The following is a 20,545-nucleotide window of genomic DNA, read 5'->3' as shown; positions in this document are numbered from 1 at the left end:
GTGTTCACCGGCATCGTCGAAGAGGTGGGCACGCTCGTCGTCCGCGAGGCCCAGGGCGACTCCGCCGTCCTGCGGATCCGGGCGCAGCGGGTGCTCGAGGACGTCGCCCTGGGCGACTCCATCTCGGTCAACGGCGTCTGCCTGACCGTCACCGGTGTCACCCCCGACGGCGAGGCCTCGGTGTGGACCACCGACGTCATGGCCGAGACGCTGGACCGCAGCAGTCTGGGCGCGCTGGCCGACGGCGACCCGGTCAACCTGGAGCGGGCCGTCTCCGCGCACACCCGCCTGGGCGGGCACATCGTGCAGGGCCACGTCGACGGTGTCGGCACGGTGCTCGCCCGCACCCCCGGCGAGCACTGGGAGGTCGTCCGCATCGGGCTGCCGGCCGGGCTCGCCCGCTACGTCGTCGAGAAGGGCTCGATCACCGTCGACGGCGTCTCCCTCACCGTCAGCGCCGTGTGCGCTGCCACCGACCCCGAGCCGTGGCTCGAGGTCAGCCTGATCCCCACCACCCTCCGCGAGACCACGCTGGGCACGCGCGCCACGGGGGACCCCGTCAACCTGGAGGTCGACGTGATCGCCAAGTACGTCGAGCGACTGCTGGAGGCACGTCGGTGACCGCACCCCTGACCCGTCTGGACAGCATCGAGACCGCGATCGCCGCGATCAAGGACGGCCGCCCGGTCGTCGTGATCGACGACGAGGACCGCGAGAACGAGGGCGACCTCATCTTCGCCTCGGAGCTGGCGACCCCCGAGCTGGTGGCCTTCATGGTCCGCTACACCTCGGGCTACATCTGCGTCGCGGTCACCGAGTCCGACGCCGACCGGCTGGACCTGCCGCCCATGCACCGGGTGAACCAGGACCGCCTCGGCACCGCCTACACCGTCACCGTGGACGCCCGCGAGGGCGTCACCACGGGCATCTCCGCCTCGGACCGGGCGACGACGATCCGCACGCTGGCCAACGCCGACGCGACCTCGCGCGACCTGTCGCGGCCCGGGCACATCGTCCCGCTGCGCGCCAAGGACGGCGGCGTGCTGCGCCGGCCCGGCCACACCGAGGCCGCCGTCGACCTCGCCGTGCTCGCCGGCCTGCGCCCGTCGGGGACGCTGTGCGAGATCGTCAGCGAGAAGGACCCGACCGGGATGGCCCGCGGCGAGGAGCTGCGCGTCTTCGCCGACGAGCACGACCTCGTCATGGTCTCCATCGCCGACCTCATCGCCTACCGCAAGCGCTTCGACAAGCTGGTCGAGCGGGTGGCCGAGGCGATCGTGCCGCTGGCGCCGGGCACCTTCACCGCCGTCGGCTACCGCAGCTCCTACGACGAGCGCGAGCACGTCGCCTTCGTCTACGGCGACATCGGCGACGGCGAGGACGTGCTCGTGCGCGTGCACTCCGAGTGCCTCACCGGCGACGTCTTCGGCTCGCTGCGCTGCGACTGCGGCCCCCAGCTGCAGGCCGCGCTGCAGGCCGTCGCCGACGAGGGCCGCGGCATCGTGCTCTACATCCGCGGGCACGAGGGCCGGGGCATCGGCCTGCTGCACAAGCTGCAGGCCTACCAGCTGCAGGACCTCGGCGCCGACACGGTCGACGCCAACCTCGACCTGGGGCTGCCGGCCGACGCCCGCGACTACGGCACCGGCGCGCAGATCCTCGTCGACCTGGGCGTGCACACCATGCGGCTGCTGACCAACAACCCGGCCAAGCGCGCGGGGCTGGAGGGCTACGGCCTCAAGGTGCTGGGCCGGGTCGGCCTGCCCAGCCACGTGACCGCCCAGAACCTCGGCTACCTGCGCACCAAGCGCGACCGCATGGGCCACCTGCTCGACATCATCGAGCCCGGGGTCGAGGAGGCCGGCGAGCCCGTGCACGCCGACCCGATCCCGGAGAACGTGCCCCTCCGCGTCGACGAGCAGCCTTCGTGAACGAGCTCGCGAGTTCAGCGATGGACAGAGCAGTGGAGCCGCGAACGCGGCCGACGAGCGCCAGCGAGGAGGTCACGTGAGTGGTTCGGGAGCGCCGGTCGTCGAGCCCGTCGACGCCGCGCGGCTGACGCTCGGCATCGTGGCCACCACCTGGCACGCGGAGATCACCGACTCGCTGCTCGCCCGCGCCCTCGAGGCCGCCCGGGCCAGCGGCGTCGCGGAGCCGACCGTCGTCCGCGCCCCGGGCGCCGTCGAGCTGCCGGTGGTCGCCCAGGCGCTGGCCGAGGGGCACGACGCCGTCGTCGCCCTCGGAGTGGTCATCCGCGGCGGCACGCCGCACTTCGAGTACGTCTGCGACGCGGTGACCGCCGGCCTGACGCGCGTGGCGCTGGACGCGGGCACCCCCGTCGGCAACGGCGTGCTGACCTGCGACACCGAGGAGCAGGCGCGCGACCGCGCGGGCCTCCCCGGCTCGGCCGAGGACAAGGGCTGGGAGGCGACCATCGCCGCCCTCGCCACCGCCCTGACCCTGCGCGACCTGCGGCGCCGGCAGCGCACCACCGGGTTCAGCGCCACCCCCGCAGGAGGCCGGTCGTGAAGACCTTCGACGCACTGTTCGCCGAGCTCTCGGTCAAGGTCGCCGAGGGCGACGCCGCCTCGGGCACCGTCGCCGCGGTCCGCGACGGCGTGCACGCCGCCGGCAAGAAGGTCGTCGAGGAGGCGGCCGAGTCGTGGATGGCCGCCGAGCACGAGGGGGAGGAGCGCACGGCCGAGGAGATCAGCCAGCTCCTCTACCGGGTGCAGGTGCTGATGCTCGCCCGGGGTCTGACCCTGGACGACGTCTACGCTCACCTCTGATCTCCCCGCGTCGTCCCCGTTCTGAGGAGTAGTTCCGTGCTGCGCATCGCCGTCCCCAACAAGGGCGTCCTGAGCGAGCCGGCGGCGGAGATGCTCGCCGAGAGCGGCTACCGCATGCGGCGCAGCACCAAGGACCTCGTGGTCTACGACCCCGACAACGACACCGAGTTCTTCTACCTCCGGCCGCGGGACATCGCCGTCTACGTGGCCGCCGGCACGCTGGACGTCGGCATCACCGGGCGCGACATGCTGCTGGAGACCGCGCCGGCCGAGGGGGAGGGCCCGACCGCGGTCGAGGTCATGCCTCTGGGTTTCGGGCGGTCGTCCTTCCGCTTCGCCTCGCCGGTCGGCTCGGGCATCGAGTCGGTCGAGGAGCTGGCCGGCAAGCGGATCGCCACCGCCTACCCGGTGCTGCTGCAGCGGCACCTCGGGGAGTCGGGCATCAAGGCCGACGTCGTCAAGCTCGACGGCGCCGGTCGAGACCGCCTGCGCGCTCGGCGTCGCCGACGCCGTCTGCGACGTCGTCGAGACCGGGACGACGCTGCGCGCGGCGGGTCTGCACATCATCGGCGAGCCGGTGCTGGCCAGCGAGGCGATCCTCGTGGGCCGCGAGGGCGCCGAGGAGATCCCCGCGGTCGCGCAGCTGCGCCGCCGACTGCAGGGCGTGCTGGTCGCCCGGCAGTACGTGATGCTCGACTACGACTGCCCGGACGACATCCTGGCCCGCGCCACGGCGATCACGCCCGGCATCGAGGGCCCGACGGTCAGCCCGCTGCAGCGGGCCGGCTGGTCGGCGGTGCGGGCCATGGTCCGGCGCAGCCAGACCAACCAGATCATGGACGACCTCTACGAGCTGGGGGCCCGGGCGATCCTGGTCACGAGCATCCACGCCTCGCGGCTCTGACCGGCGGAAACTTCTCCGCGCCCCCGCTCGTCAGTAGCACGTGCGCCGACTCGCCCTGGGCCTGCTGCCCGCCGTCCTGCTGCTCACCGCCTGCGGCTCGTCCGACGACGACGGCGCCGCTGTACCGGGTCCGACGACGTCGAGCCCGACCGCCCCTGACCCCGACGGGGGCGGCGCCGATCCGGCGGCGGGCGGGATCGCGCAGGCGGACAACGACCTCCAGCTCGAGATCGACCTGGGCGACGGCCGCGCGGCGGAGACCTGGACGCTGACCTGCGTCGGGTTCGTCGAGGGCAGCCACCCGGTGGCGCAGGCCGCGTGCGACCACCTGGCCGGCCTCGAGCGCCCGTTCGCCCCGCTGCCGGAGGACGTCATGTGCTCGCAGCAGTACGGCGGGCCGGAGACCGCGCGGGTGCTCGGGCGCTGGGGCGGCGAGCCGGTCGACCTCGAGCTCTCCCGGGTCGACGGCTGCCGCATCGCGCAGTGGGACGCGCTGGTCCCCGTGGTGCCCGCGCCCGCGGGCTGATCGCTCCCCGTCGTCAGCGGCCCCGGGTGGTGCGCTCGACCAGGTCGATGGCGGTGCACAGCCCCAGGGCCGTGGCGCGGTTGCCCGTCGGCCCGGACGACAGCAAGGCGTCGACCGCCGCGGCCAGCGAGCCCTCGCCGACCAGCGCGTGCAGCACCGCGGCGTACTCGCCACTGACCCGGCCGGCGGCCGCGTGCCGCAGCAGCGCCCGGGACAGCTCGGTGGTGCGGCAGGCGGCCAGTGCGGTCACGCCGGCGGCGAAGCGCGGCGCGGCGGGGTGCCCGAGCAGGACCAGGCCGGCGATGGTGCCGGCCATGACGTCGTCGCCGGCCGGGGTCAGGCCCGGGCCCACGCCGATGAGGCGGGTGGCGGTGCGCAGCGCGGCGTCGAGGTCGGCGCGGCGGACGGCGCCGCGCAGCGCGGCCAGCGGGCCCCCGGGGCCGGTGGGGAGACCAGGGAGCGCGAAGGCGCTGTGCGGGACGCCCTCGCCGTACAGCGTGGTGCGCAGCTGGCGGACGCCCTCGGGGAGGAGCGCGGGCCGCGCGCTGGGCAGCCGGGGGCGGGGGTCCCACCAGGCGGCGGCGCTGACCGCGAGGTCGCCGACGACGATGCGGCCGCCCCCGACCTCGGCCGCTGCTGTCGGGGAGACGAGCGGGCGCCCGGTGCTCGGGCGGAACAGCACGCAGCCCAGCGGCAGGCGGGCCGCGTCGCTGGTGAGGACGGCGACGACGTCGCCGTCGCGCTCGCCGGGCACGTGCAGGTAGACGCCGGTCGGGGTGCTCGCGACGATGCGGGCCCGGCGGACGGGGCCGCGCAGCAGCGCGGTGACACCGGTGCTGGCGGCCGCCGGCACGGGGGTGAACTGGCGCGGGCGCCCGGGGGAGCCGGCGTGGCGGTGGAGGGGGATGGTCGGAACGGCTGCTCGCGCGGCGCGGCCGCGCGCCGCCGTCGTATGCGAGCGGCCGTCGCGGCCCGTGGTCTCGTCGATCGTGCGCATGGTGACCCTTCGCCGCAGGGACGTCGGAGGGGTCGGGTCGGCCCCGTCCGAGTTCTGCTCGCCGTCCGCTCGCGGAGGGGGCAGGTGCCGCCGGGTCGGGAGTGACGGCCTAGCATCCTTGCGAGCGGGTTGAGTGGACTTCGAACCTATGCGGCGCGTCGCACGCCCTCTGATGGCGGAACTCGCCAAGAATGGGTGCACCGGTCCAGGGAGTCCTGACAGATTTCTGCGACACGGACGCCACGTTGGCGACGGGAAGGGGGGGTGTGTCGTGACTCAGAGTGAGAGCTCGCCCGTGTCGCCCACGCAGCGTGACGGAACGGTGCCGTTTCGCCGGAACTGGGTGGTCGAGGAGCCGGCCCGCGCCGACCCCCGCGCCGAGCGCGGCAGCTGGCAGGAGCGCATGGGGCTGACCGTCGAGGACGTGCTCGACCTGCCCGGGCTCTCCGGGTCGTCGGTGGTGGCCGGCAGCGGCGGTCTGGGCCGCTCCGTCCGCCACATGGTCGTGGACAACCCGGCCGACCCGCTGGCGGCCGCGGGCGTCGACGTCCTCGTCGTCCTGGGGGCCCGGCTGCCGCAGGCCGACCCGGCCAACTGCCGGGCGCTGGTCGAGCGGCTGGACTCGATGGGCACCGCCGCGCTGGCCTACCGGCGCGCCGAGGGCCCGCCGCCGGTGCCGGCGGAGGTGCTCGCCGAGGCCGAGCGCCGCGGGCTGCCGGTGCTGGCGCTGCCGGCCGGCGTCCGCCTGGACGAGATCGTCTCCGAGGTGCTCGGCGCCGTCGTCACCAAGCAGGGTCAGGCGCTCGCGCTCTCCTCCCGCATGGACGACCAGTTCATGGAGGTGGCGCTCACCGGCGGCGGGCTGGCCGAGGTCACCCAGCGGCTGGCCGTGATGATGGACGGCGCCGCGGTGCTGGGCCTGGGGCCCGACCGCGAGGTGGTCACCAGCGCCGGCCCCCGGGACGACGTCGCCGAGATCAGCGACTGGCTGTGGCTCCTGGACGCCGCCGCGGACGACGCCCTCGCCGAGCTCACGCCCTCCCGCCGGCTGGCCGGTGTCCGCGCCGACCGGACGGTGGTGACCCCGGCCGACGTGCTGGCCGACGCCGACCTCTCGCCGGCCGACGGCATCCTGCTCGTCCCCGGCCACCACGAGCTCCCCGGCGGGGTGGGGGAGTACGCGGTGGCCCCGATCATGGCCGGCGACCAGCGGCACGGCTGGCTGGTCGCGGTGCACCGCACCGGCGCGATGATGGTCGGTGCCGGCGGCGTGCTGGAGCGCGCGGCGGTCATCGCCGCGCTGTCGGTGATCCGGCTGCAGGCCGTGCACTCCGTGGAGCTGCGCTTCCAGGGGGACCTGGTCCGGCGCCTCGTCGGCGGCTCGGTGGGCCACACCGAGCGGACGCTGGCCTACACCCGGTCGTTCGGCTGGCGGCTGGACGGGCCGGTCGCGGTGCTCGTGACCGCCACCGAGACGGTGGCCGACGCGGCGGGCGACCCCACGCGTGCCCTCGACGTCCTGGACCGGCTGGCCGACGGCTGGCGCTCGGCGCTGGAGTCCGAGGTCGCCGGCGCCGCCGTCGCGGGGCTGGCCACCGAGATCGTCACCCTGCTGCCGCTGGACGGCCGCACGCCCGAGGAGGTCTCCTCGCTGGTCGCCGCCGTCAGCTCGCGGGTCAACGGCCGGCTGCGCCGGCTGGGCCGCGTGCTCGGCACCGGTATCGGCCGGCCCGCCGGCTCGCTGCCCGAGCTCGCCGAGGCGCACCGCCAGGCGCAGCGGGCGCTCGGCGTCGGCCAGGAGATCCAGGGCGGCGCCTCGGTCACCCACTTCGACCAGCTCGGCGTCTTCCGGCTGCTGTCGCTCATCCCGGACAGCACCGAGCTGCGCTCCTACGTCGACGAGGTGCTCGGCCCGCTGGCCGACGCGACCGACGCCGACTCGGCCGACCTGCGCGAGACGCTGCTGGTGCTGCTGGAGACCAACCTCAACGTCGCGGAGTCCGCGCGCCGGCTGCACTTCCACTACAACACGATGCGCTACCGGATCGGCAAGCTCGAGCGGATGCTCGGGCCTTTCACCAGCGACCCCAACCTGCGGCTGAACCTGCTGCTGGCGCTGCACGCCGCCCGGATGAGCGGGCTGGACCAGCCGCACCGCCCGCCGCTGGAGGCGGGCATGGCCCCGCCGCCGGACGACGGCCTCGACTCGCTGCTCTGAGCACTGGAGGAACCGCCATGACCGATGCTGCGCGTCCGCTGCAGGGGAAGGTCGCCCTGGTCACCGGGGCCTCGTCGGGCATCGGGGCCGCGACGGCGGAGGCGCTGGCCGCCGCCGGCGCCGCGGTCGCCATCGGTGCCCGCCGCCGCGACCGGCTCGACGAGCTCGCCGGGCGGCTGCGCGGCAGCGGCGCGAGCGTGCTCACCCTGGACCTCGACGTCACCGACGAGCAGGCCTGCGCCGACGCCGTCGCCCGCACCCGGTCCGAGCTGGGCGGGCTGGACGTCCTGGTCAACAACGCCGGCGTGATGCTGCTGGGCACCATCGTCGGCGCCGACCCCGAGGACTGGCGCCGGATGCTGTCCACCAACGTGCTGGGCCTCATGTACATGACCCACGCCGCGATCGACGGGATGGTCGAGCAGGGGTCCGGGGACGTCGTCAACGTCTCCAGCGTCGCGGGCCGGGTCGCGCGCAAGGGGGCCGGGGGGTCACCGGCCGCGGTGTGCGGATCGGGCTGGTGGAGCCGGGGGCGGTGGCCACCGAGCTGACCGACCACATCACCCAGCCCGAGGCCAGGGCGGCGTCGAAGAAGATGGCCGAGACGATGACGCCGCTGCAAGCCGAGGACATCGCCCGCGCCGTGGTCTACATGGTCGGCCAGCCGCGGCACGTCGCCGTCAACGAGATGCTGGTGCGCCCCACCGACCAGGAGCGCTGAACCGCGTCCTCCCTCACCGGAGCGCGTCCTCCCTCGCGGTGCGCGCCGAGGGAGGACGCGCTGGGATCAGGTCACCTGATCGTGGCGGGGGTCAGTCGTGGAAGACCTCGATCGCGGCGCCGATCTCGACCAGCCGCTCGTAGAGGTGCTCGTATCCGCGGGCGATGATGTCGACGTTGCGCAGCACCGAGGTGCCCTTCGCCGCGAGCATCGCCAGCAGGATGCAGACCGCCGGGCGCAGCGCGGGTGGGCAGACCACCTCGGCGCTGGACCAGCGGGTCGGGCCGTCGACCAGCACGCGGTGCGGGTCGAGCAGCCGCACGTCGGCGCCCAGCCGGGTCAGGTCGGACAGGTGGATGGCCCGGTTGTCGTAGACCCAGTCGTGGATCATCGTCGAGCCCTCGGCGTGGGCGGCGATGACCGCGAAGAACGGCAGGTTGTCGATGTTGAGCCCCGGGAACGGCATCGGGTGGATCTTGTCGATCGGCGCCCGCAGCTGCGAGGGGTGGATCGTGACGTCGGCCAGCCGGGTGTGCCCGTTGGCCGCGAGGTACTCCGGCGAGAGCTCGTAGCGCAGCCCCATCTCGGCCAGCACCGCCAGCTCGATCTCGAGGAACTCCACCGGCGCCCGGCGCACGGTGAGCTCGGAGCCGGTGACGATGCCGGCGGTGAGCAGGCTCATCGCCTCGACCGGGTCCTCGCTGATCGTGTAGTCCACGTCGGCGTCCAGCACCGGGCGGCCGTGCACGGTCAGCGTCGTCGTCCCCAGGCCCTCGATCTCCACCCCGAGCAGCTGCAGGTACAGGACCAGGTCCTGGACCATGTAGTTGGAGCTGGCGTTGCGGATGGTGGTCGTGCCCTCGGCGCGGGCGGCGGCCAGCAGCGCGTTCTCGGTGACGGTGTCCCCGCGCTCGGTCAGCACGATCGTGCGGCTCGTGGCCCCGGTCGGGGTGACGGTGGCGTGGTACTCGCCGGCGCGCGCCTCGACCTCCAGGCCGAACGGGCGCAGCGCGATCATGTGCGGCTGCACGGTGCGGGTGCCCAGGTCGCAGCCGCCGGCGTAGGGCAGCTCGAACTCCGGTGCCCGGTGCAGCAGCGGGCCCAGGAACATGATGATGCTGCGGGTGCGCCGGGCGGCGTCGGCGTCGATGCCGGCCAGGTCCAGCTCGTCCGGGACGACGAGGGTGAGGTCGTGCCCGGCCTCGTCCCAGGACGCCGAGACGCCGATCGAGCGCAGCACGTCGAGGATCCGCTCCACCTCGACGATGCGCGCCACGTTGCGCAGCGTCGTCCGGCCGCGGTTGAGCAGGGCGGCGCAGAGCAGCGCGACGGCGGCGTTCTTCGACGACTTGACCGCGACGCTGCCGCTGAGCAGCCGGCCCCCGGTGACCCGCAGGTGCGTGGGCCCGGCGGGGCCGACGCTGATCAGCTCGCTCTCCAGCGCGGCGGAGAGCCGGCCGAGCAGCTCGAGGGTGAGGTTCTGGTTGCCCTGCTCGATGCGGGCGACGGCGCTCTGGCTGGTGCCCAGCCGGTCGGCGAGCTGCTGCTGGGTGAGGCCGCGGTGCTGCCGGGCGTCCCGGACCAGCGCCCCGATCTGGCGCATCGCGGAGTCGGGGGGCAGCTCGGTCACCGTCACCGGGCGAGGCTATCTCATCTGTGAGATAACGAGCCGGGACCGTCGCGTGTCGCCCACGCGAACCGGTGCGGTGTCCGGTTCCCGCCGGATCCTGTCGGTGCCCGCGCCTACGGTCCGCTCGTGAGCTCTCCCGCCGCCCCCTCGGCCCGCACCGTCCTGGCGGTCGTCGTCACCGTGCTCTCCTGGGCGTCGGCGTTCGTCGCCATCCGGGGCGTGGGGGAGGACCTCTCGCCCGGCGCCCTGGCGCTCGGCCGGCTGCTCGTCGGCACCGCCGTGCTCGGGCTGCTCCTGGCCGGCCGGGGCTGGGTGGCGCCCGACCGCCGGGAGTGGGTGCTGCTGGCGGTGTGCGGCGTCGGCTGGTTCGGCGTCTACAACCTGGCGCTCAACGCGGCCGAGCAGCACCTGGACGCCGGCACCACCGCGATGCTGGTGAACATCGGGCCGATCCTCATCGCCGTCCTGGCCGGGTGGCTGCTGGGCGAGGGCTTCCCGAGCTGGCTGGTGGTCGGCGTGGCGGTGGCCTTCGCCGGGGTGCTGCTCATCGGCCTGGCCACCCGCGGTGCCGACGTCGACCTGCTGGGCGTCGTGCTGTGCGTGGTCGCCGCCGTCACCTACGCCATCGGGGTCGTGGCGCAGAAGCCGCTGCTGCGCCGGCTCCCGGGCCTGCAGGTGACCTTCACCGCCTGCGCCATCGGGGCGGTCTGCTGCCTGCCGTGGGCCGGCGCGCTCGCCCGCGACCTCGGCACCGCCCCGGCCGGCTCGATCGCCGGCATGGTCTACCTGGGGGTGGTGCCGACGGCGCTGGCGTTCAGCACCTGGGCCTACGCGCTCACCCGGATGGACGCCGGCCGGCTCGGCGTCACCACCTACCTCGTGCCGCCGCTGGTGATCCTGCTGGGCTGGGGCCTGCTCGACGAGGTGCCGCCGGCGCTCGCCGTCGTCGGCGGCGCGGTCTGCCTGACGGGTGTGGCGCCTCTCCCGCCGGGGTGCGCCCCGCCGGTCGGCGGCGGCCCGGGCCGAGCCGGTGCCCGCCGGCACGTGAGCGACGCGCGTGCGGGGTCGGGCCGCCGATGGGGTAGGCAGGTCCCAGGCACCCGACCGGGAGGTAGGACCGTGGACCAGCAGCAGTGGGCGCAGGTGGTGGAGGCGGCCACGCGCGCGCCCTCGATCCACAACACCCAGCCGTGGCGGTTCACCGCCACGGCCGACCAGCTCGACGTGTTCCTCGACCCGGGGCGCGCGCTCCCGGTGCTCGACCCGACCGGTCGCCAGCAGGTGATCAGCTGCGGGATCGCCGTCGAGTTCGCCGTCGTCGCGCTCGCCGCCGCGGGCTGGCTGAGCGAGGTCGAGCTCCTGCCGGACGACGACGCCGACCACCTGGCGACGGTGCGGGTCATCGGCCCGATCGTGGCGACCGACGAGGACTCCGCGCTGGCCGCATCGATCGCCCGCCGGCACACCGTCCGCGACCCGTTCCAGCCGCGCGTCGTCCCGGTCGACCTGCTGGACCGGCTGCAGGCCGAGGCCGCCGCGTTCGGCACCTGGTTCAAGCCGGTGACGCGGTCGGAGGAGGAGGTCGCCACCGTCTTCCTCATCGACCGGGCCGAGGAGATGGAGCAGGGCGACCCCGCCTACCTCGCCGAGCTGCAGCAGTGGGTGCGCACCGACCCCGCCGCGGTCGACGGCGTCCCGGTGGGTGCCGTGCCGGCCGAGGACCCCCACGGGCGGCCCTCGAACTGGAGCATCCGGGACTTCGTCGTCGGCACCCGGAGCGCGGGGGAGGGGGCGCCGGTCGACGCCGACGCGCCGCCGCCCGAGGTCGAGCGGCCCACCGTCGTGCTCATGGGCACCGACGGCGACGACCGGTACGCCTGGCTGCAGGCGGGGCGGGCGCTGGCCCGGGTGCTGCTGGTCGCCACGGCGGCCGGCGTCGCGGCCTCGCCGCTGACCCAGGCGCTGGACTGGCCGGCCACCCGCACCCGGCTGCGCGCCCGGCTCTCGCTCGTCGGGCACCCGCAGATGCTGCTGCGGATGGGCTACCCGCGCGAGGGGGGCGAGGTCGCGGTCAGCGGCCGGCGTCCGGTCGCCGAGGTGCTCACGGTCGCGCCCTGAGCCCGATCCGCAGAGGGGCTCCGGCCGGTCAGTCGGTGCGGCGGGTGGGCGCCCACGGGTCGTCGGCGTCGAAGTCGTCGGCCGGCTCGGCGCCGGCGGACCCTGCGCCGGTCTCGGCGTCCGCGGACCCGGTGCCGGTGCGTCCGCTCCGCTGCGCGGCGCGCTGGGCGGCGGCCTCCAGCGCGGCGTCCCGCTCGCGGGCCCTCTCGGCGGCCGCTGCGCGGGCCCGGGCGCGCTCCTCGCGGCGGGAGGGCCGCGGGTCGTCCCTCGTGCCGGCCCCAACCCCGTCCCCGACCTCGGCGGCCGCGCCGGACCTGCCCAACGCGAGGCCCGCGACGGCCAGCCCGATCGGCAGCACGTAGGCGGCGGCGCGCTCGGTCGCGCCCTCGGCGAGGACGGCGACCTCGGTGAGGAAGAAGACCGTGGCGGCGGTGCCGACCAGCCCGAGCACCACGAGCACCGTGCCCAGCACCTCCGAGCGGGGACGCAGCGCGTACGCGAGCGCGATGAGCCCGAGCGCGCTGCCGATCAGGTACATCGTCGCGCCGACGCCGTGCCAGGTGCCGGAGCGGTCCGAGGGGAGCACCCCGACCAGCAGCACACCGACGGCGGCCAGACCGAAGAGGTAGGCGGCGACGCGGCCGGCGCCGGCCCCCAGCGCCGGCAGCAGCAGCACGGTGCCGCCCAGGATGAGCGCCGCCTGCACGACGAAGGAGGCGTTCATCACCTGGTGGCCGGGCCACGTGGTGGCGCCGAGGTCGCTGATGACGTCGTCGGCACGGGAGTAGCCCTCGCCGCGGAACTGCACCACGGTCTCGACGACGAAGAACTGCAGCGTCAGCAGCCAGGCGAGCGCGCCCCAGCGGATTCGGTCGGAAGTCACGGCACCCATGGTCCCAGGAGCGGCGCGCCGGCCCGCTCGAGGACTGCGGCGAGCTGCGCCGCGGTGAGCCAGGAGGGGTTGCTCCCGGCCGGCATGCGGAGCACCTCGGCGTCGCGGAACCGCGGGTCGTGCAGCAGCTCGCCGCGATCGACCGGGTCGGCGAGCCGGGTCAGGCGCACGGGGAGGGCGGGGCGGTCGTCGCCGTCCGGGCCGGGGTCGGCGGGCTCCTGCGGCGGGCCGGTGACGATGCCGACGGCGTGCACGCCCGGGGTGACCCGGCCGCTCACCCACAGCAGCACCGGCTGGCCCGCCGCCACCAGGCCGAGCCGGTAGGAGCGCCGGACGCAGCGGGTCAGCTCCCGCTGCTCGCCCGGCGTCCATCCCGGCTCGATCTGCTCCGGTGGGCGGCTGCTCTTGACCAGCCAGGCGGCCAGCGCGCCCGGCTCCGTCCGGAGGCCCATCCCGAGCCGGCGGGGGCCTCGGCGTCAGTCGGTGGCCGGGTGGCGCTCGGCGCCCAGCGGGTCGGCGTCGTCGGAGCCGACGGCCTGGCGCTCGAGCTCGGTGCGGCGCTCGAGGACCTCCTCGTCGGGGTGCGGGTCCTTCGCGTGCTGCGTGCGGTCCCGGGTGACGTTCTCCTCGGGGGTGATCACGTCGTCGAGGGTGGGGCCGTCCTGGGGATCGGTCATGGGAGCTCTCCTCCGGGGGTGGTTCGAGCGGTCCCGGAACCCATAGCCCGCTCGGCAGGGGTCCTAACCCACCGGGTCAGCGCGGTTCGAGCCGCGCAGCCGGCAGCCACGCCTCGATGAGCGCCGGCCCGTCCGAGCCGCTCACGGCGTAGGTCACCCGGCCCTGCCAGGTGCCGTGCCGTTGCCGCCACTCGACGAGCAGCCCCGGCCAGGTGCCGGGGGCGTCGGGCGGGTCGTGCACCCAGCAGTGCCGGCCCTCGGCGGCCCGCCCGGGCACGGGCGGAGGAGGGGTGGTGGGGACCGCGCCGGACAGCGCCGCGCGTTCGGCGAGCGACCGCCCCGACCCGCCCCGCTGCATCCCTCCGGCCACCCGGACAGGATCGCACGGATCGAACAGACGTTCGAGACGGGTCCGGGGTGTGTCGGCGGGTCGGGGCCGTCGAGCCCGACCCGCCGGGTACCTCAGGAGCGGTCGCCCGCCAGGCCGTCGGCCAGGGTCCGGACCACCGTCCGCAGCAGCGGGTGGGCGGGCAGGTCCTCGACCAGGACGGGCAGCGGCAACGACCAGTTCGGGCGGTCCGCCGCACCGGGCATGTTGGGTCGCCGCGGTTCGCCGACGGCGTCGTCCAGGGTCGCGGAGAGCAGCAGCGACGGCGCCTGCGCCAGCCGCTCGTGGGCCCGCTCGACCGCCTGCTCGGGCGAGGAGCCCTCGTCGACGCCGGGCAGGTGCTCGAGCAGCGAGGAGCGGCCGCGTTGCAGCTCCTCCTCGGTGCCGGTGCCCTGCTCCCGCTGCTCGTCCAGGTCCGCGCCGCCGACCAGCCCGGCGACCGTGGGCAGGTCGTGGGTGGTGATGGCGGCCATCGCCTCGGCCGGCCAGGTCGCGGGCTCGTCGTCCTCGAACCACAGCAGCCGGTAGGAGAGCACCCCGTGCTCGGCCATGGCCTCGCGCACGCCGTCCTCGACGGTGCCGAGGTCCTCGCCGACGACGAGGGCCTGGGCGCGGGCGCTCTCCAGGGCGACGATGCCGAGCAGGTCCTCGGCGGGGTAGCGCACGTAGGCGCCGTCGGCGGCGGTGCCCTCGCGGGGCACCCACCAGAGCCGGAACAGGCCCATGACGTGGTCGATCCTCAAGCCCCCGGCGCCGGCGATCGTGGCGCGGATGGACTGGATGAACGGCTCGTAGTCGGCGTCGCGGAGCCGCCACGGGATCAGCGGCGGCGAGCCCCAGTCCTGCCCGGCGGAGTTGAACGCGTCCGGCGGCGCGCCGACGCTCACGCCGTCGGCCAGGACGTCCTGCCAGGTCCAGGCGTCGGCGCCGCCGCCGGCGAACCCGATCGGGAGGTCCTGGATCACGGTCATGCCGTCGGTGGCGGCGGTGAACTGCAGCTCCAGCGCCCACTGCAGCCAGGCGTGGAAGCCGACGACGGCGCCGTGCTGCTCGACGTACTCCGCCAGCGCGGGGCTGCCGGGCCGGCGCAGATCCTCGGGCCAGGTGTGCCAGTCGGCGCCGTGCTCCTCGGTGATCGCGGCCCAGGTGGCCCAGTCCTGCAGGGTCTGCCCCTGCTCCTCCCGCCAGCGCCCGAACGCCTCGCCGCCGCCGTGGGCGAAGAAGATCCGCATGAGCACCTCGCGCTTGCGGGCCCAGACGGCGTCGCGGTCGATGAGCTCGCCGTCGTTCAGGGCGCGGCCGGCGTCCTCCTCCAGGTCGACGGTCTCGGCCCCGGGCACCTCGGGGACGCGCAGGTAGATCGGGTTGAGGAAGCGCCGCGTGGCCGGGAGGTACGGGCTGGCCTCCTGCTGCGGGATGGGGGCGACGGCGTGCAGCGGGTTGATGAGGACGAACCCGGCGCCCTGCTCGGCGGCCATCCGGCGGATGCTGCGCAGGTCGCCGAGGTCGCCGATGCCCCAGCTCTCCCGGCTGCGCGCGGCGTAGAGCTGCACGGCCCAGCCCCAGCTGCGCTGCTCGGGCAGCCAGCAGCGGCCGGGGGTGACGATCAGCCGGCGGCGGCGCCCCTCGGCGGACTGGAACCAGTGGTAGCCGAGCGGGAAGTCCTCGGGCAGCGAGCCGTCGACGTGCCGGACCTCGCCGTCCTCGCAGATGACGTCGATCTCGTCGATCTCGAGGGCGTCCCCGGGGCGGGCCACGATCGGCGCCCGGTCCTCCAGGTCGGCCGGCGGTTCGCCGATGATCTCGCGGAGCCGGTCGATCGTCTCCTGCGCGACCTGGTGCTCCTGGTCCAGCGCGTCCAGCCAGCTGGTGTCGATGCCGCGGTCGTCGGTCGTCGGGGTGCGTGTCACCGGCTGATCCTCGCCGGGCCGGCGGGAGCCCGCAGTCTCAGCGGCGCGCGCGTGGCGAAGCTCGCGTCGTGGCCGGCGCCGCGGCCGGGTCCTCGGGCCAGGGGTGGCGCGGGTAGCGGCCGCGCAGCTCGCTGCGGACGGCCGGGTAGCCGGTGACCCAGAAGCCGGCGAGGTCGGCGGTCGTCGCGACGACGCGACGGGCGGGGGAGAGCAGCTCGAGCCGCAGCGGCCGGCCGGCCACCCGTGGCGCCGCCGCCCAGCCGAACACCTCCTGGACACGCACCGCCAGGGTGGGGACGGCGGGGTCGGTGTAGTCGACGCGGATCCGGGAGCCGGTCGGCACGGTCACCGCGTCGGGGACGACGGCGTCCAGGTCGCCGGAGAGCTGCCAGGGCACGAGCGCGCGCAGCGCCGCGACGACGTCGACGCGGGCCAGGTCGGCGCGCCGTCGGGCGCCGGAGACGTCGATGCCGGCGAGCAGGGCCGCGTCGTCGACGGCGGGCCAGGGATCGCCGAGCCCGGCGTGCGCCGCGGCCAGCCGCTCGCGCAGCCGGGTGGCTGCCGGCGTCCAGGTGAGCAGGCCGAGCCCCTCGCGGCGCAGCCCCTCGGCGACGGCGGCGGCCGCGGCGGCCGGGTCCGGTGCACGGGCCGGGCGCTCGGCCAGCACGATCGCGCCGAGCCGCTCGAGGTGCGCGCTGCGGACGTCGCCGTCGCGCCAGGCCACCTCGTCGCCCTCGGTGTGCAGCGGACCGCCGGCCTCCAGGGCCGTGGCCTCATCGATCGCGACGGCCGACCTGACGCGGGCGTCCCGGCGGCCGGGGGCGCGGTCGGCGACGGCGACCGCCAGCCACGGGGCGCCGGAGAGCGCCGTACCCGGGGGCAGTTCGGCGCCGGTGCCGGCGGCCATGAGGTAGGCGGTGCCGTCCGGTCGCCGGCGGGCCAGCCGTTCGGGGTGGGCGAGCCCGACGACCAGCCCGGCGGCGGTGTCGTCCGGTATGCGCGGCGGCGGGACGTCGGCCACCGAGCGCTCGAGGCGGGCGACCTCGTCCTTCCAGCGCGCGGTCGCACCCCGGTCGGTGCCCGAGCGCAGCTCGCGCCAGCCCGCCACCAGGTCGTCGCCGCGGGTGGGCAGGTCCGCGGAGAGCAGCGCCACCACCTCGGCGGCCCGGCGCCGGCCCACGAGCGGGGCGCCGTCGAGCAGCGCCCGCGCCAGGCGCGGGTGCACGCCGACGGCGGTCAGGGCTCGGCCGCGGGGGGTCGCGCGGCCGTAGTCGTCCACCGCGCCGAGGGTGCGCAGCGTCCGGTCCGCGACCAGCAGTGCCACCTCCGGGGGCGGGTCGGGCAGGCCCAGGCCGGTGCCGCCCGGGGCGCCCCAGCAGGCGAGCTCGAGGGCGAAGGCGGTGAGGTCGGAGACGGCGACCTCCGGCTCCTCGTGCGCGGGCAGCCGGTCGTGCTCGGCCGCGGTCCAGCAGCGGTAGACCGCGCCCGGGGCCTCGCGCCCGGCCCGGCCGGCCCGCTGGGTGACCGCCGCGCGCGACGCCCGCACGGTGACCAGCGAACCGAGCCCGCGGGCGAGGTCAGCGCGCGGGACGCGGGCCAGGCCCGCGTCCACGACGACGCGGACGCCGGGCACGGTCAGGCTGCTCTCGGCCAGCGCGGTGGCGACGACGACGCGGCGCCGGGGGCCGGCCTGCAGCGCGGCGTCCTGCGCGGTGGCCGGCAGCCGCCCGTGCAGGGGGAGGACGTCGGCCTCGACCCCGCGCAGCTCGGTGGTCACCCGGCCGATCTCGGCGGCGCCGGGCACGAAGACCAGGACGTCGCCGGTGCGCTCGGCCAGCGCGCGGCGGACGGTGGCGGCGACGTGGGTGAGCAGCCGCGGGTCGACCTGCAGGCCGTGCGGCGGGTCGACCGGGCCGGTCGGTGGTGCCCAGAGGACGTCGACGTCGTGCAGTGCGCCGGGCGCCTCGACGACGGGTGCGGGTGCGCCGTCCCCGCCGAGGAGCGCGGCCAGGCGCTCGGCCTGCGCGGTGGCCGACATGGCCAGCAGCTGCAGGTCGGGGCGCAGCGCGCCGCGGACGTCGAGGGTGAAGGCGAGCGCAAGGTCGGTGTCGAGGTGCCGCTCGTGGCACTCGTCGAGGACGACGGCGGACACCCCGGTCAGCTCGGGATCGGCCTGCAGCCGGCGGACGAGCAGCCCGGTGGTGACCACCTCGACGCGGGTGGCGGCGCTGCGCCGGCTCTCTCCGCGAACGCTGAAGCCCACCCGGCCGCCGACGGGCTCGCCGAGCAGGGCGGCCATCCGGCGGGCGGCCGCCCGGGCGGCGACGCGGCGCGGCTCGGCGACCACGATCCGGCCGGGCAGGGCGCCGGCCAGCGCGAGCGGGACGAGCGTCGTCTTGCCGGTGCCGGGCGGCGCGACCAGCACGGCACTGCCCCGCGCGGCCAGGGCGTCGGCGAGCGCGGGCAGCGCGGAGCGGACCGGCAGGTCGGTCCCCGGCGTCCCGGGCGGTGGCAGCACGGTGCCCAGTCTGCTGCGCCGCGCGGCCCTAGAAGGGCGGTGGGTCGTCGTCCGGCAACGGCGACGGGGACGGCGGGGGCGGTTCGGGTGGTGGTTCGGGTGGTGGCCGGCGCAGCCCGGGTGGCCGGGTGGTGCGGGTGACCCCGCTGGGCGTGGTGACGTGCAGGGTGCCGTCGTCCTCCATGCGGAAGACCCAGCCGCGGGCGAAGGTTTTGAGCCGGTGGTGGGAGCGGCACAGGCAGCAGAGGTTGGCGCAGCCGGTCGAGCTGCCCTGGGCGTGCGGCACGACGTGGTCCAGATCGGTCCAGCCCACGCGCTGCCCGCAGTTGGGCATCCGGCAGGTGCGGTCGCGGGTGGAGACGAAGCGCTCCTGGCCGGTGGTGCGGGCGTACCGGTCGGTGGCCGCGGGTGGGGTGAGCGCGGGGCAGCCGCAGTCGCCGCCGGGGTGCTCGGTGCACCCGCGCGTCGCCACCCGGAGGAGCTCGGCCACCGTCGTCGTGGCCAGCAAGCGGCCGGTCTCGTCGGTGAGCGCAAAGGTGAGGCTGCCGCGGGCCGGTGCCTGCAGGCCGAGCGCGGCGATCCGGGCGAGCAGCGCCCGCACGTGGGCGGCGGTGATGACCAGTCCGTTCACCGACCCGGCCTCGGTCGTGGTGCCGCCCAGCCCGTCCAGGGTGGCCGTGATGGTCAGGTGCGCGGTGACGTCGGGCTGGTCGGCGCCACCGGGTCGGCGCAGCAGCAGGGAGAACAGCTCGGTGCGGATCCGCGCGATCGGCCGCTCGTCGCCGTCGGCCTTCGCCAGCCGGGCCAGCTGGTCGATCACGGCGTAGGCCTCGGCCGCCTCGTCGGCGTCCAGCTCCGCGCCCAGGGTGGCCCGGCCGTCGGCGCCGGGCTGGAGGAAGACGTCGGAGGACTCGGCCGCCTCCTCCCGGCGGGTGTCGGCGGCGGCCGCGTCCAGCTCGAGCAGCAGCTCGAGGGCGCGGGCGCGGAGCCGGGCCACGGACAGTTCCACCGCCCCGGGCAGCAGCCGCGCCTCGATGGTGCGCGCCAGCTCCGGGTCGGCGCCGCCGAGCACGTCGGCCAACGCCGCGGCCCGGGCCTCGTCGAGCTCGCCGCGGTGCAGGGCGGCGAGCGTGGCCGGCAGGTTGTCCTGCCAGGCCAGGGCCCGCGCGTGGCGGTGGCTCGCGGTGCCCCGCCCGCGGTTGAGCACGAGCGCCAGCTCCCCGGTGAAGAACTCGCTCACGCCGTCCCGGTCCCGAGCCGCGCCCCACCCGGGGGTGCGTGCGCCGGGCGTCCCCACCGGCGGGTCGTCCTCGTCGGAGGTCAGCTCCGCCATCCGCAGGATCAGCTCGGCCTCGTAGCCGGCGTCCATCGCCCTGCGGCGGTCCTGCCGGCGCAGCTCCTCGGCGACCTGCCGCTTGGACAGCACCCCGACGGGCAGCCGCCCGTTCCGGACCGGCTGGTCGAGCGACCAGTCGATCAGCACGCCCTCGACGGTCGAGGAGCCGGAGATCCGAGGCACACCCACACGCTACGAGCGGGGTACGACAGTTCCGGCGCTCGCGGGGAGGTCAGCCCAGCCGCGACCGCAGCGCCGGCACGCCGTCCCCGCTCAGGGAACCGAGCGCGGCGGTGCGCCCGGTGACCCCGAGCAGCAGCGCGTCGGCCGGGCCGCGTACCACCGGTCCCTCGCCGAGGGCCCAGTCCAGGTCGTCGGCCTCGACGCGCAGCCCCGCCAGGGCGCCCTTCGGCACCAGGCCGTCGACGGCCCCGGCGACCAGCCAGGTGAGCGACGTGCGCAGTCGGTGCGGGGGGATCTCGCGCGCCAACCCGAGCGGCCACCGGATGTCCAGGCCGTGCACCAGGACGTCGGTGAGGGGGGCCTCGGGACCCGAGCCCGGCGGCGTGAAGCGCGACTCCGCCTTGTCGCGCAGCACCCCGAGCAGCTCGTCGAAAGGTCGGCGCGCCTGCTCGCGGGCCAGCCGCACGTTCGCCCGGTCGAAGTTGCCCCGTGCGGCGATCATCGCGCGCAGGAAGCGCGGGACGCCGACCTCCAGCGGCACGACCAGGTGCCCGACCACCTCGTGCACGCTCCACTCGCCGCACAGGCTCTGCGCCGCCTGCTGCTCAGGGGTCAACCCGGACAGCTGCGCGGCCAGGGCGCGGCGCTCGTCGGCGATCTCGGCGAACGTGTCCACCCGGCCACCATGCACCGGGTTCCGCGCGCACGTCTCGGATCCGCGCGCGGCGGGTAGTCGCC

General features: G+C 76.0%; 20 protein-coding genes and 2 pseudogenes. 12 read left to right on the top strand and 10 right to left on the bottom strand.

What is annotated here, in order from left to right:
- The 8 genes and pseudogenes from JKP76_RS15680 to JKP76_RS23580 all read left to right on the top strand — a co-directional run bounded on the left by JKP76_RS15680 (window position 1) and on the right by JKP76_RS23580 (window position 4,219).
- Window positions 1–621 (top strand): riboflavin synthase, encoded by a 621-nt coding sequence (locus JKP76_RS15680; RefSeq protein WP_200491837.1) that lies wholly within the window; start codon window positions 1–3, stop codon window positions 619–621.
- Entirely contained in the window at window positions 618–1,931 is a 1,314-nt protein-coding gene (locus JKP76_RS15675) for a bifunctional 3,4-dihydroxy-2-butanone-4-phosphate synthase/GTP cyclohydrolase II (RefSeq protein WP_200491836.1), read from the top strand. The genes JKP76_RS15680 and JKP76_RS15675 overlap by 4 nt, the downstream gene beginning before the upstream one ends.
- Window positions 1,932–2,007: 76 nt before the next feature.
- On the top strand, window positions 2,008–2,529 hold the full coding sequence (gene ribH / locus JKP76_RS15670; protein WP_200491835.1) for a 6,7-dimethyl-8-ribityllumazine synthase: 522 nt from the start codon (window positions 2,008–2,010) through the stop codon (window positions 2,527–2,529).
- A complete protein-coding gene (locus JKP76_RS15665; protein ID WP_200491834.1) occupies window positions 2,526–2,789 on the top strand; it encodes a phosphoribosyl-ATP diphosphatase in 264 nt (87 codons plus the stop codon). The genes ribH and JKP76_RS15665 overlap by 4 nt, the downstream gene beginning before the upstream one ends.
- Before the next feature lie 90 nt (window positions 2,790–2,879).
- Window positions 2,880–3,203, top strand: a pseudogene (gene hisG, locus JKP76_RS22675) (ATP phosphoribosyltransferase); the annotation flags it as partial.
- A 121-nt stretch (window positions 3,204–3,324) separates the two neighbouring features.
- Window positions 3,325–3,390: pseudogene (locus JKP76_RS22670) on the top strand (hypothetical protein); the annotation flags it as partial.
- An 87-nt stretch (window positions 3,391–3,477) separates the two neighbouring features.
- Window positions 3,478–3,693 (top strand): ATP phosphoribosyltransferase, encoded by a 216-nt coding sequence (hisG, locus tag JKP76_RS21375; protein ID WP_242472170.1) that lies wholly within the window; start codon window positions 3,478–3,480, stop codon window positions 3,691–3,693.
- Window positions 3,694–3,733: 40 nt separating this feature from the next.
- Window positions 3,734–4,219 (top strand): SSI family serine proteinase inhibitor, encoded by a 486-nt coding sequence (locus JKP76_RS23580; RefSeq protein WP_200491833.1) that lies wholly within the window; start codon window positions 3,734–3,736, stop codon window positions 4,217–4,219.
- Window positions 4,220–4,232: 13 nt separating this feature from the next.
- Here the strand turns inward: JKP76_RS23580 and JKP76_RS15650 are convergent, their stop codons facing one another.
- Window positions 4,233–5,216 (bottom strand): DUF2877 domain-containing protein, encoded by a 984-nt coding sequence (locus JKP76_RS15650; protein ID WP_200491832.1) that lies wholly within the window; start codon window positions 5,214–5,216, stop codon window positions 4,233–4,235.
- A gap of 322 nt (window positions 5,217–5,538) precedes the next feature.
- Here JKP76_RS15650 and JKP76_RS15645 point away from each other — a divergent pair, with 322 nt between their 5' ends.
- Genes JKP76_RS15645 through JKP76_RS21365 form a run of 3 tightly spaced genes read left to right on the top strand, consistent with a single transcriptional unit; the run spans window position 5,539 to window position 8,155 of the window.
- Window positions 5,539–7,434, top strand: coding sequence for a PucR family transcriptional regulator ligand-binding domain-containing protein (locus tag JKP76_RS15645; protein ID WP_309229650.1), 1,896 nt, complete (start codon window positions 5,539–5,541; stop codon window positions 7,432–7,434).
- A gap of 17 nt (window positions 7,435–7,451) precedes the next feature.
- Window positions 7,452–7,985 carry an SDR family NAD(P)-dependent oxidoreductase gene (locus JKP76_RS15640; RefSeq protein WP_242471973.1) on the top strand — a complete coding sequence of 178 codons (534 nt, stop codon included), beginning with the start codon at window positions 7,452–7,454 and terminating at the stop codon, window positions 7,983–7,985.
- On the top strand, window positions 7,970–8,155 hold the full coding sequence (locus JKP76_RS21365; RefSeq protein WP_242471972.1) for a hypothetical protein: 186 nt from the start codon (window positions 7,970–7,972) through the stop codon (window positions 8,153–8,155). The genes JKP76_RS15640 and JKP76_RS21365 overlap by 16 nt, the downstream gene beginning before the upstream one ends.
- A 91-nt stretch (window positions 8,156–8,246) precedes the next feature.
- Here JKP76_RS21365 and JKP76_RS15635 read toward each other — a convergent pair whose 3' ends face one another.
- The gene (locus JKP76_RS15635; protein WP_200491831.1) at window positions 8,247–9,791 is read right to left on the bottom strand and encodes a UDP-N-acetylglucosamine 1-carboxyvinyltransferase; all 1,545 of its coding nucleotides are present in this window, start codon (window positions 9,789–9,791) and stop codon (window positions 8,247–8,249) included.
- Window positions 9,792–9,911: 120 nt separating this feature from the next.
- Between JKP76_RS15635 and JKP76_RS15630 the strand changes: the two genes are divergently transcribed.
- Complete coding sequence (locus JKP76_RS15630) at window positions 9,912–11,903, top strand: Acg family FMN-binding oxidoreductase (protein ID WP_200491830.1); 1,992 nt, start codon at window positions 9,912–9,914, stop codon at window positions 11,901–11,903.
- A 28-nt stretch (window positions 11,904–11,931) separates the two neighbouring features.
- Here the strand turns inward: JKP76_RS15630 and JKP76_RS15625 are convergent, their stop codons facing one another.
- The 8 genes from JKP76_RS15625 to JKP76_RS15590 all read right to left on the bottom strand — a co-directional run bounded on the left by JKP76_RS15625 (window position 11,932) and on the right by JKP76_RS15590 (window position 20,483).
- The gene (locus JKP76_RS15625; RefSeq protein ID WP_200491829.1) at window positions 11,932–12,795 is read right to left on the bottom strand and encodes a DUF998 domain-containing protein; all 864 of its coding nucleotides are present in this window, start codon (window positions 12,793–12,795) and stop codon (window positions 11,932–11,934) included.
- Window positions 12,783–13,247 carry a hypothetical protein gene (locus JKP76_RS15620; protein ID WP_200491828.1) on the bottom strand — a complete coding sequence of 155 codons (465 nt, stop codon included), beginning with the start codon at window positions 13,245–13,247 and terminating at the stop codon, window positions 12,783–12,785. Before JKP76_RS15620 ends, JKP76_RS15625 begins: the two co-directional genes overlap by 13 nt.
- Before the next feature lie 24 nt (window positions 13,248–13,271).
- Entirely contained in the window at window positions 13,272–13,472 is a 201-nt protein-coding gene (locus JKP76_RS15615) for a hypothetical protein (RefSeq protein ID WP_200491827.1), read from the bottom strand.
- A 76-nt stretch (window positions 13,473–13,548) separates the two neighbouring features.
- Window positions 13,549–13,842 carry a hypothetical protein gene (locus JKP76_RS15610; RefSeq protein WP_309229652.1) on the bottom strand — a complete coding sequence of 98 codons (294 nt, stop codon included), beginning with the start codon at window positions 13,840–13,842 and terminating at the stop codon, window positions 13,549–13,551.
- Between the two features lie 92 nt (window positions 13,843–13,934).
- A complete protein-coding gene (gene malQ, locus JKP76_RS15605; protein ID WP_200491826.1) occupies window positions 13,935–15,770 on the bottom strand; it encodes a 4-alpha-glucanotransferase in 1,836 nt (611 codons plus the stop codon).
- Between the two features lie 37 nt (window positions 15,771–15,807).
- Complete coding sequence (hrpB, locus tag JKP76_RS15600) at window positions 15,808–18,288, bottom strand: ATP-dependent helicase HrpB (protein WP_200491825.1); 2,481 nt, start codon at window positions 18,286–18,288, stop codon at window positions 15,808–15,810.
- Between the two features lie 28 nt (window positions 18,289–18,316).
- Entirely contained in the window at window positions 18,317–19,807 is a 1,491-nt protein-coding gene (locus JKP76_RS15595; protein WP_200491824.1) for an HNH endonuclease signature motif containing protein, read from the bottom strand.
- 49 nt (window positions 19,808–19,856) lie between these two features.
- The gene (locus JKP76_RS15590) at window positions 19,857–20,483 is read right to left on the bottom strand and encodes a maleylpyruvate isomerase family mycothiol-dependent enzyme (protein WP_200491823.1); all 627 of its coding nucleotides are present in this window, start codon (window positions 20,481–20,483) and stop codon (window positions 19,857–19,859) included.
- Between the last annotated feature and the right edge of the window lie 62 nt (window positions 20,484–20,545).

The sequence above is a fragment of the Blastococcus sp. TML/C7B genome, assembly GCF_016612845.1.
Classification (GTDB): Bacteria; Actinomycetota; Actinomycetes; order Mycobacteriales; family Geodermatophilaceae; genus Blastococcus.
This window is presented reverse-complemented; position numbering and strand designations above follow the sequence as displayed.

Excerpts from the sequence above, each read along its gene's own strand:
- JKP76_RS15640 (WP_242471973.1), top strand. The coding sequence starts at position 7,452 with ATGACCGATGCTGCGCGTCCGCTGCAGGGGAAGGTCGCCCTGGTCACC.
- JKP76_RS15625 (WP_200491829.1), bottom strand. The coding sequence starts at position 12,795 with ATGGGTGCCGTGACTTCCGACCGAATCCGCTGGGGCGCGCTCGCCTGG.
- JKP76_RS15650 (WP_200491832.1), bottom strand. The coding sequence starts at position 5,216 with ATGCGCACGATCGACGAGACCACGGGCCGCGACGGCCGCTCGCATACG.
- JKP76_RS15620 (WP_200491828.1), bottom strand. The coding sequence starts at position 13,247 with ATGGGCCTCCGGACGGAGCCGGGCGCGCTGGCCGCCTGGCTGGTCAAG.
- hisG (WP_242472170.1), top strand. The coding sequence starts at position 3,478 with ATGCTCGACTACGACTGCCCGGACGACATCCTGGCCCGCGCCACGGCG.
- JKP76_RS15615 (WP_200491827.1), bottom strand. The coding sequence starts at position 13,472 with ATGACCGATCCCCAGGACGGCCCCACCCTCGACGACGTGATCACCCCC.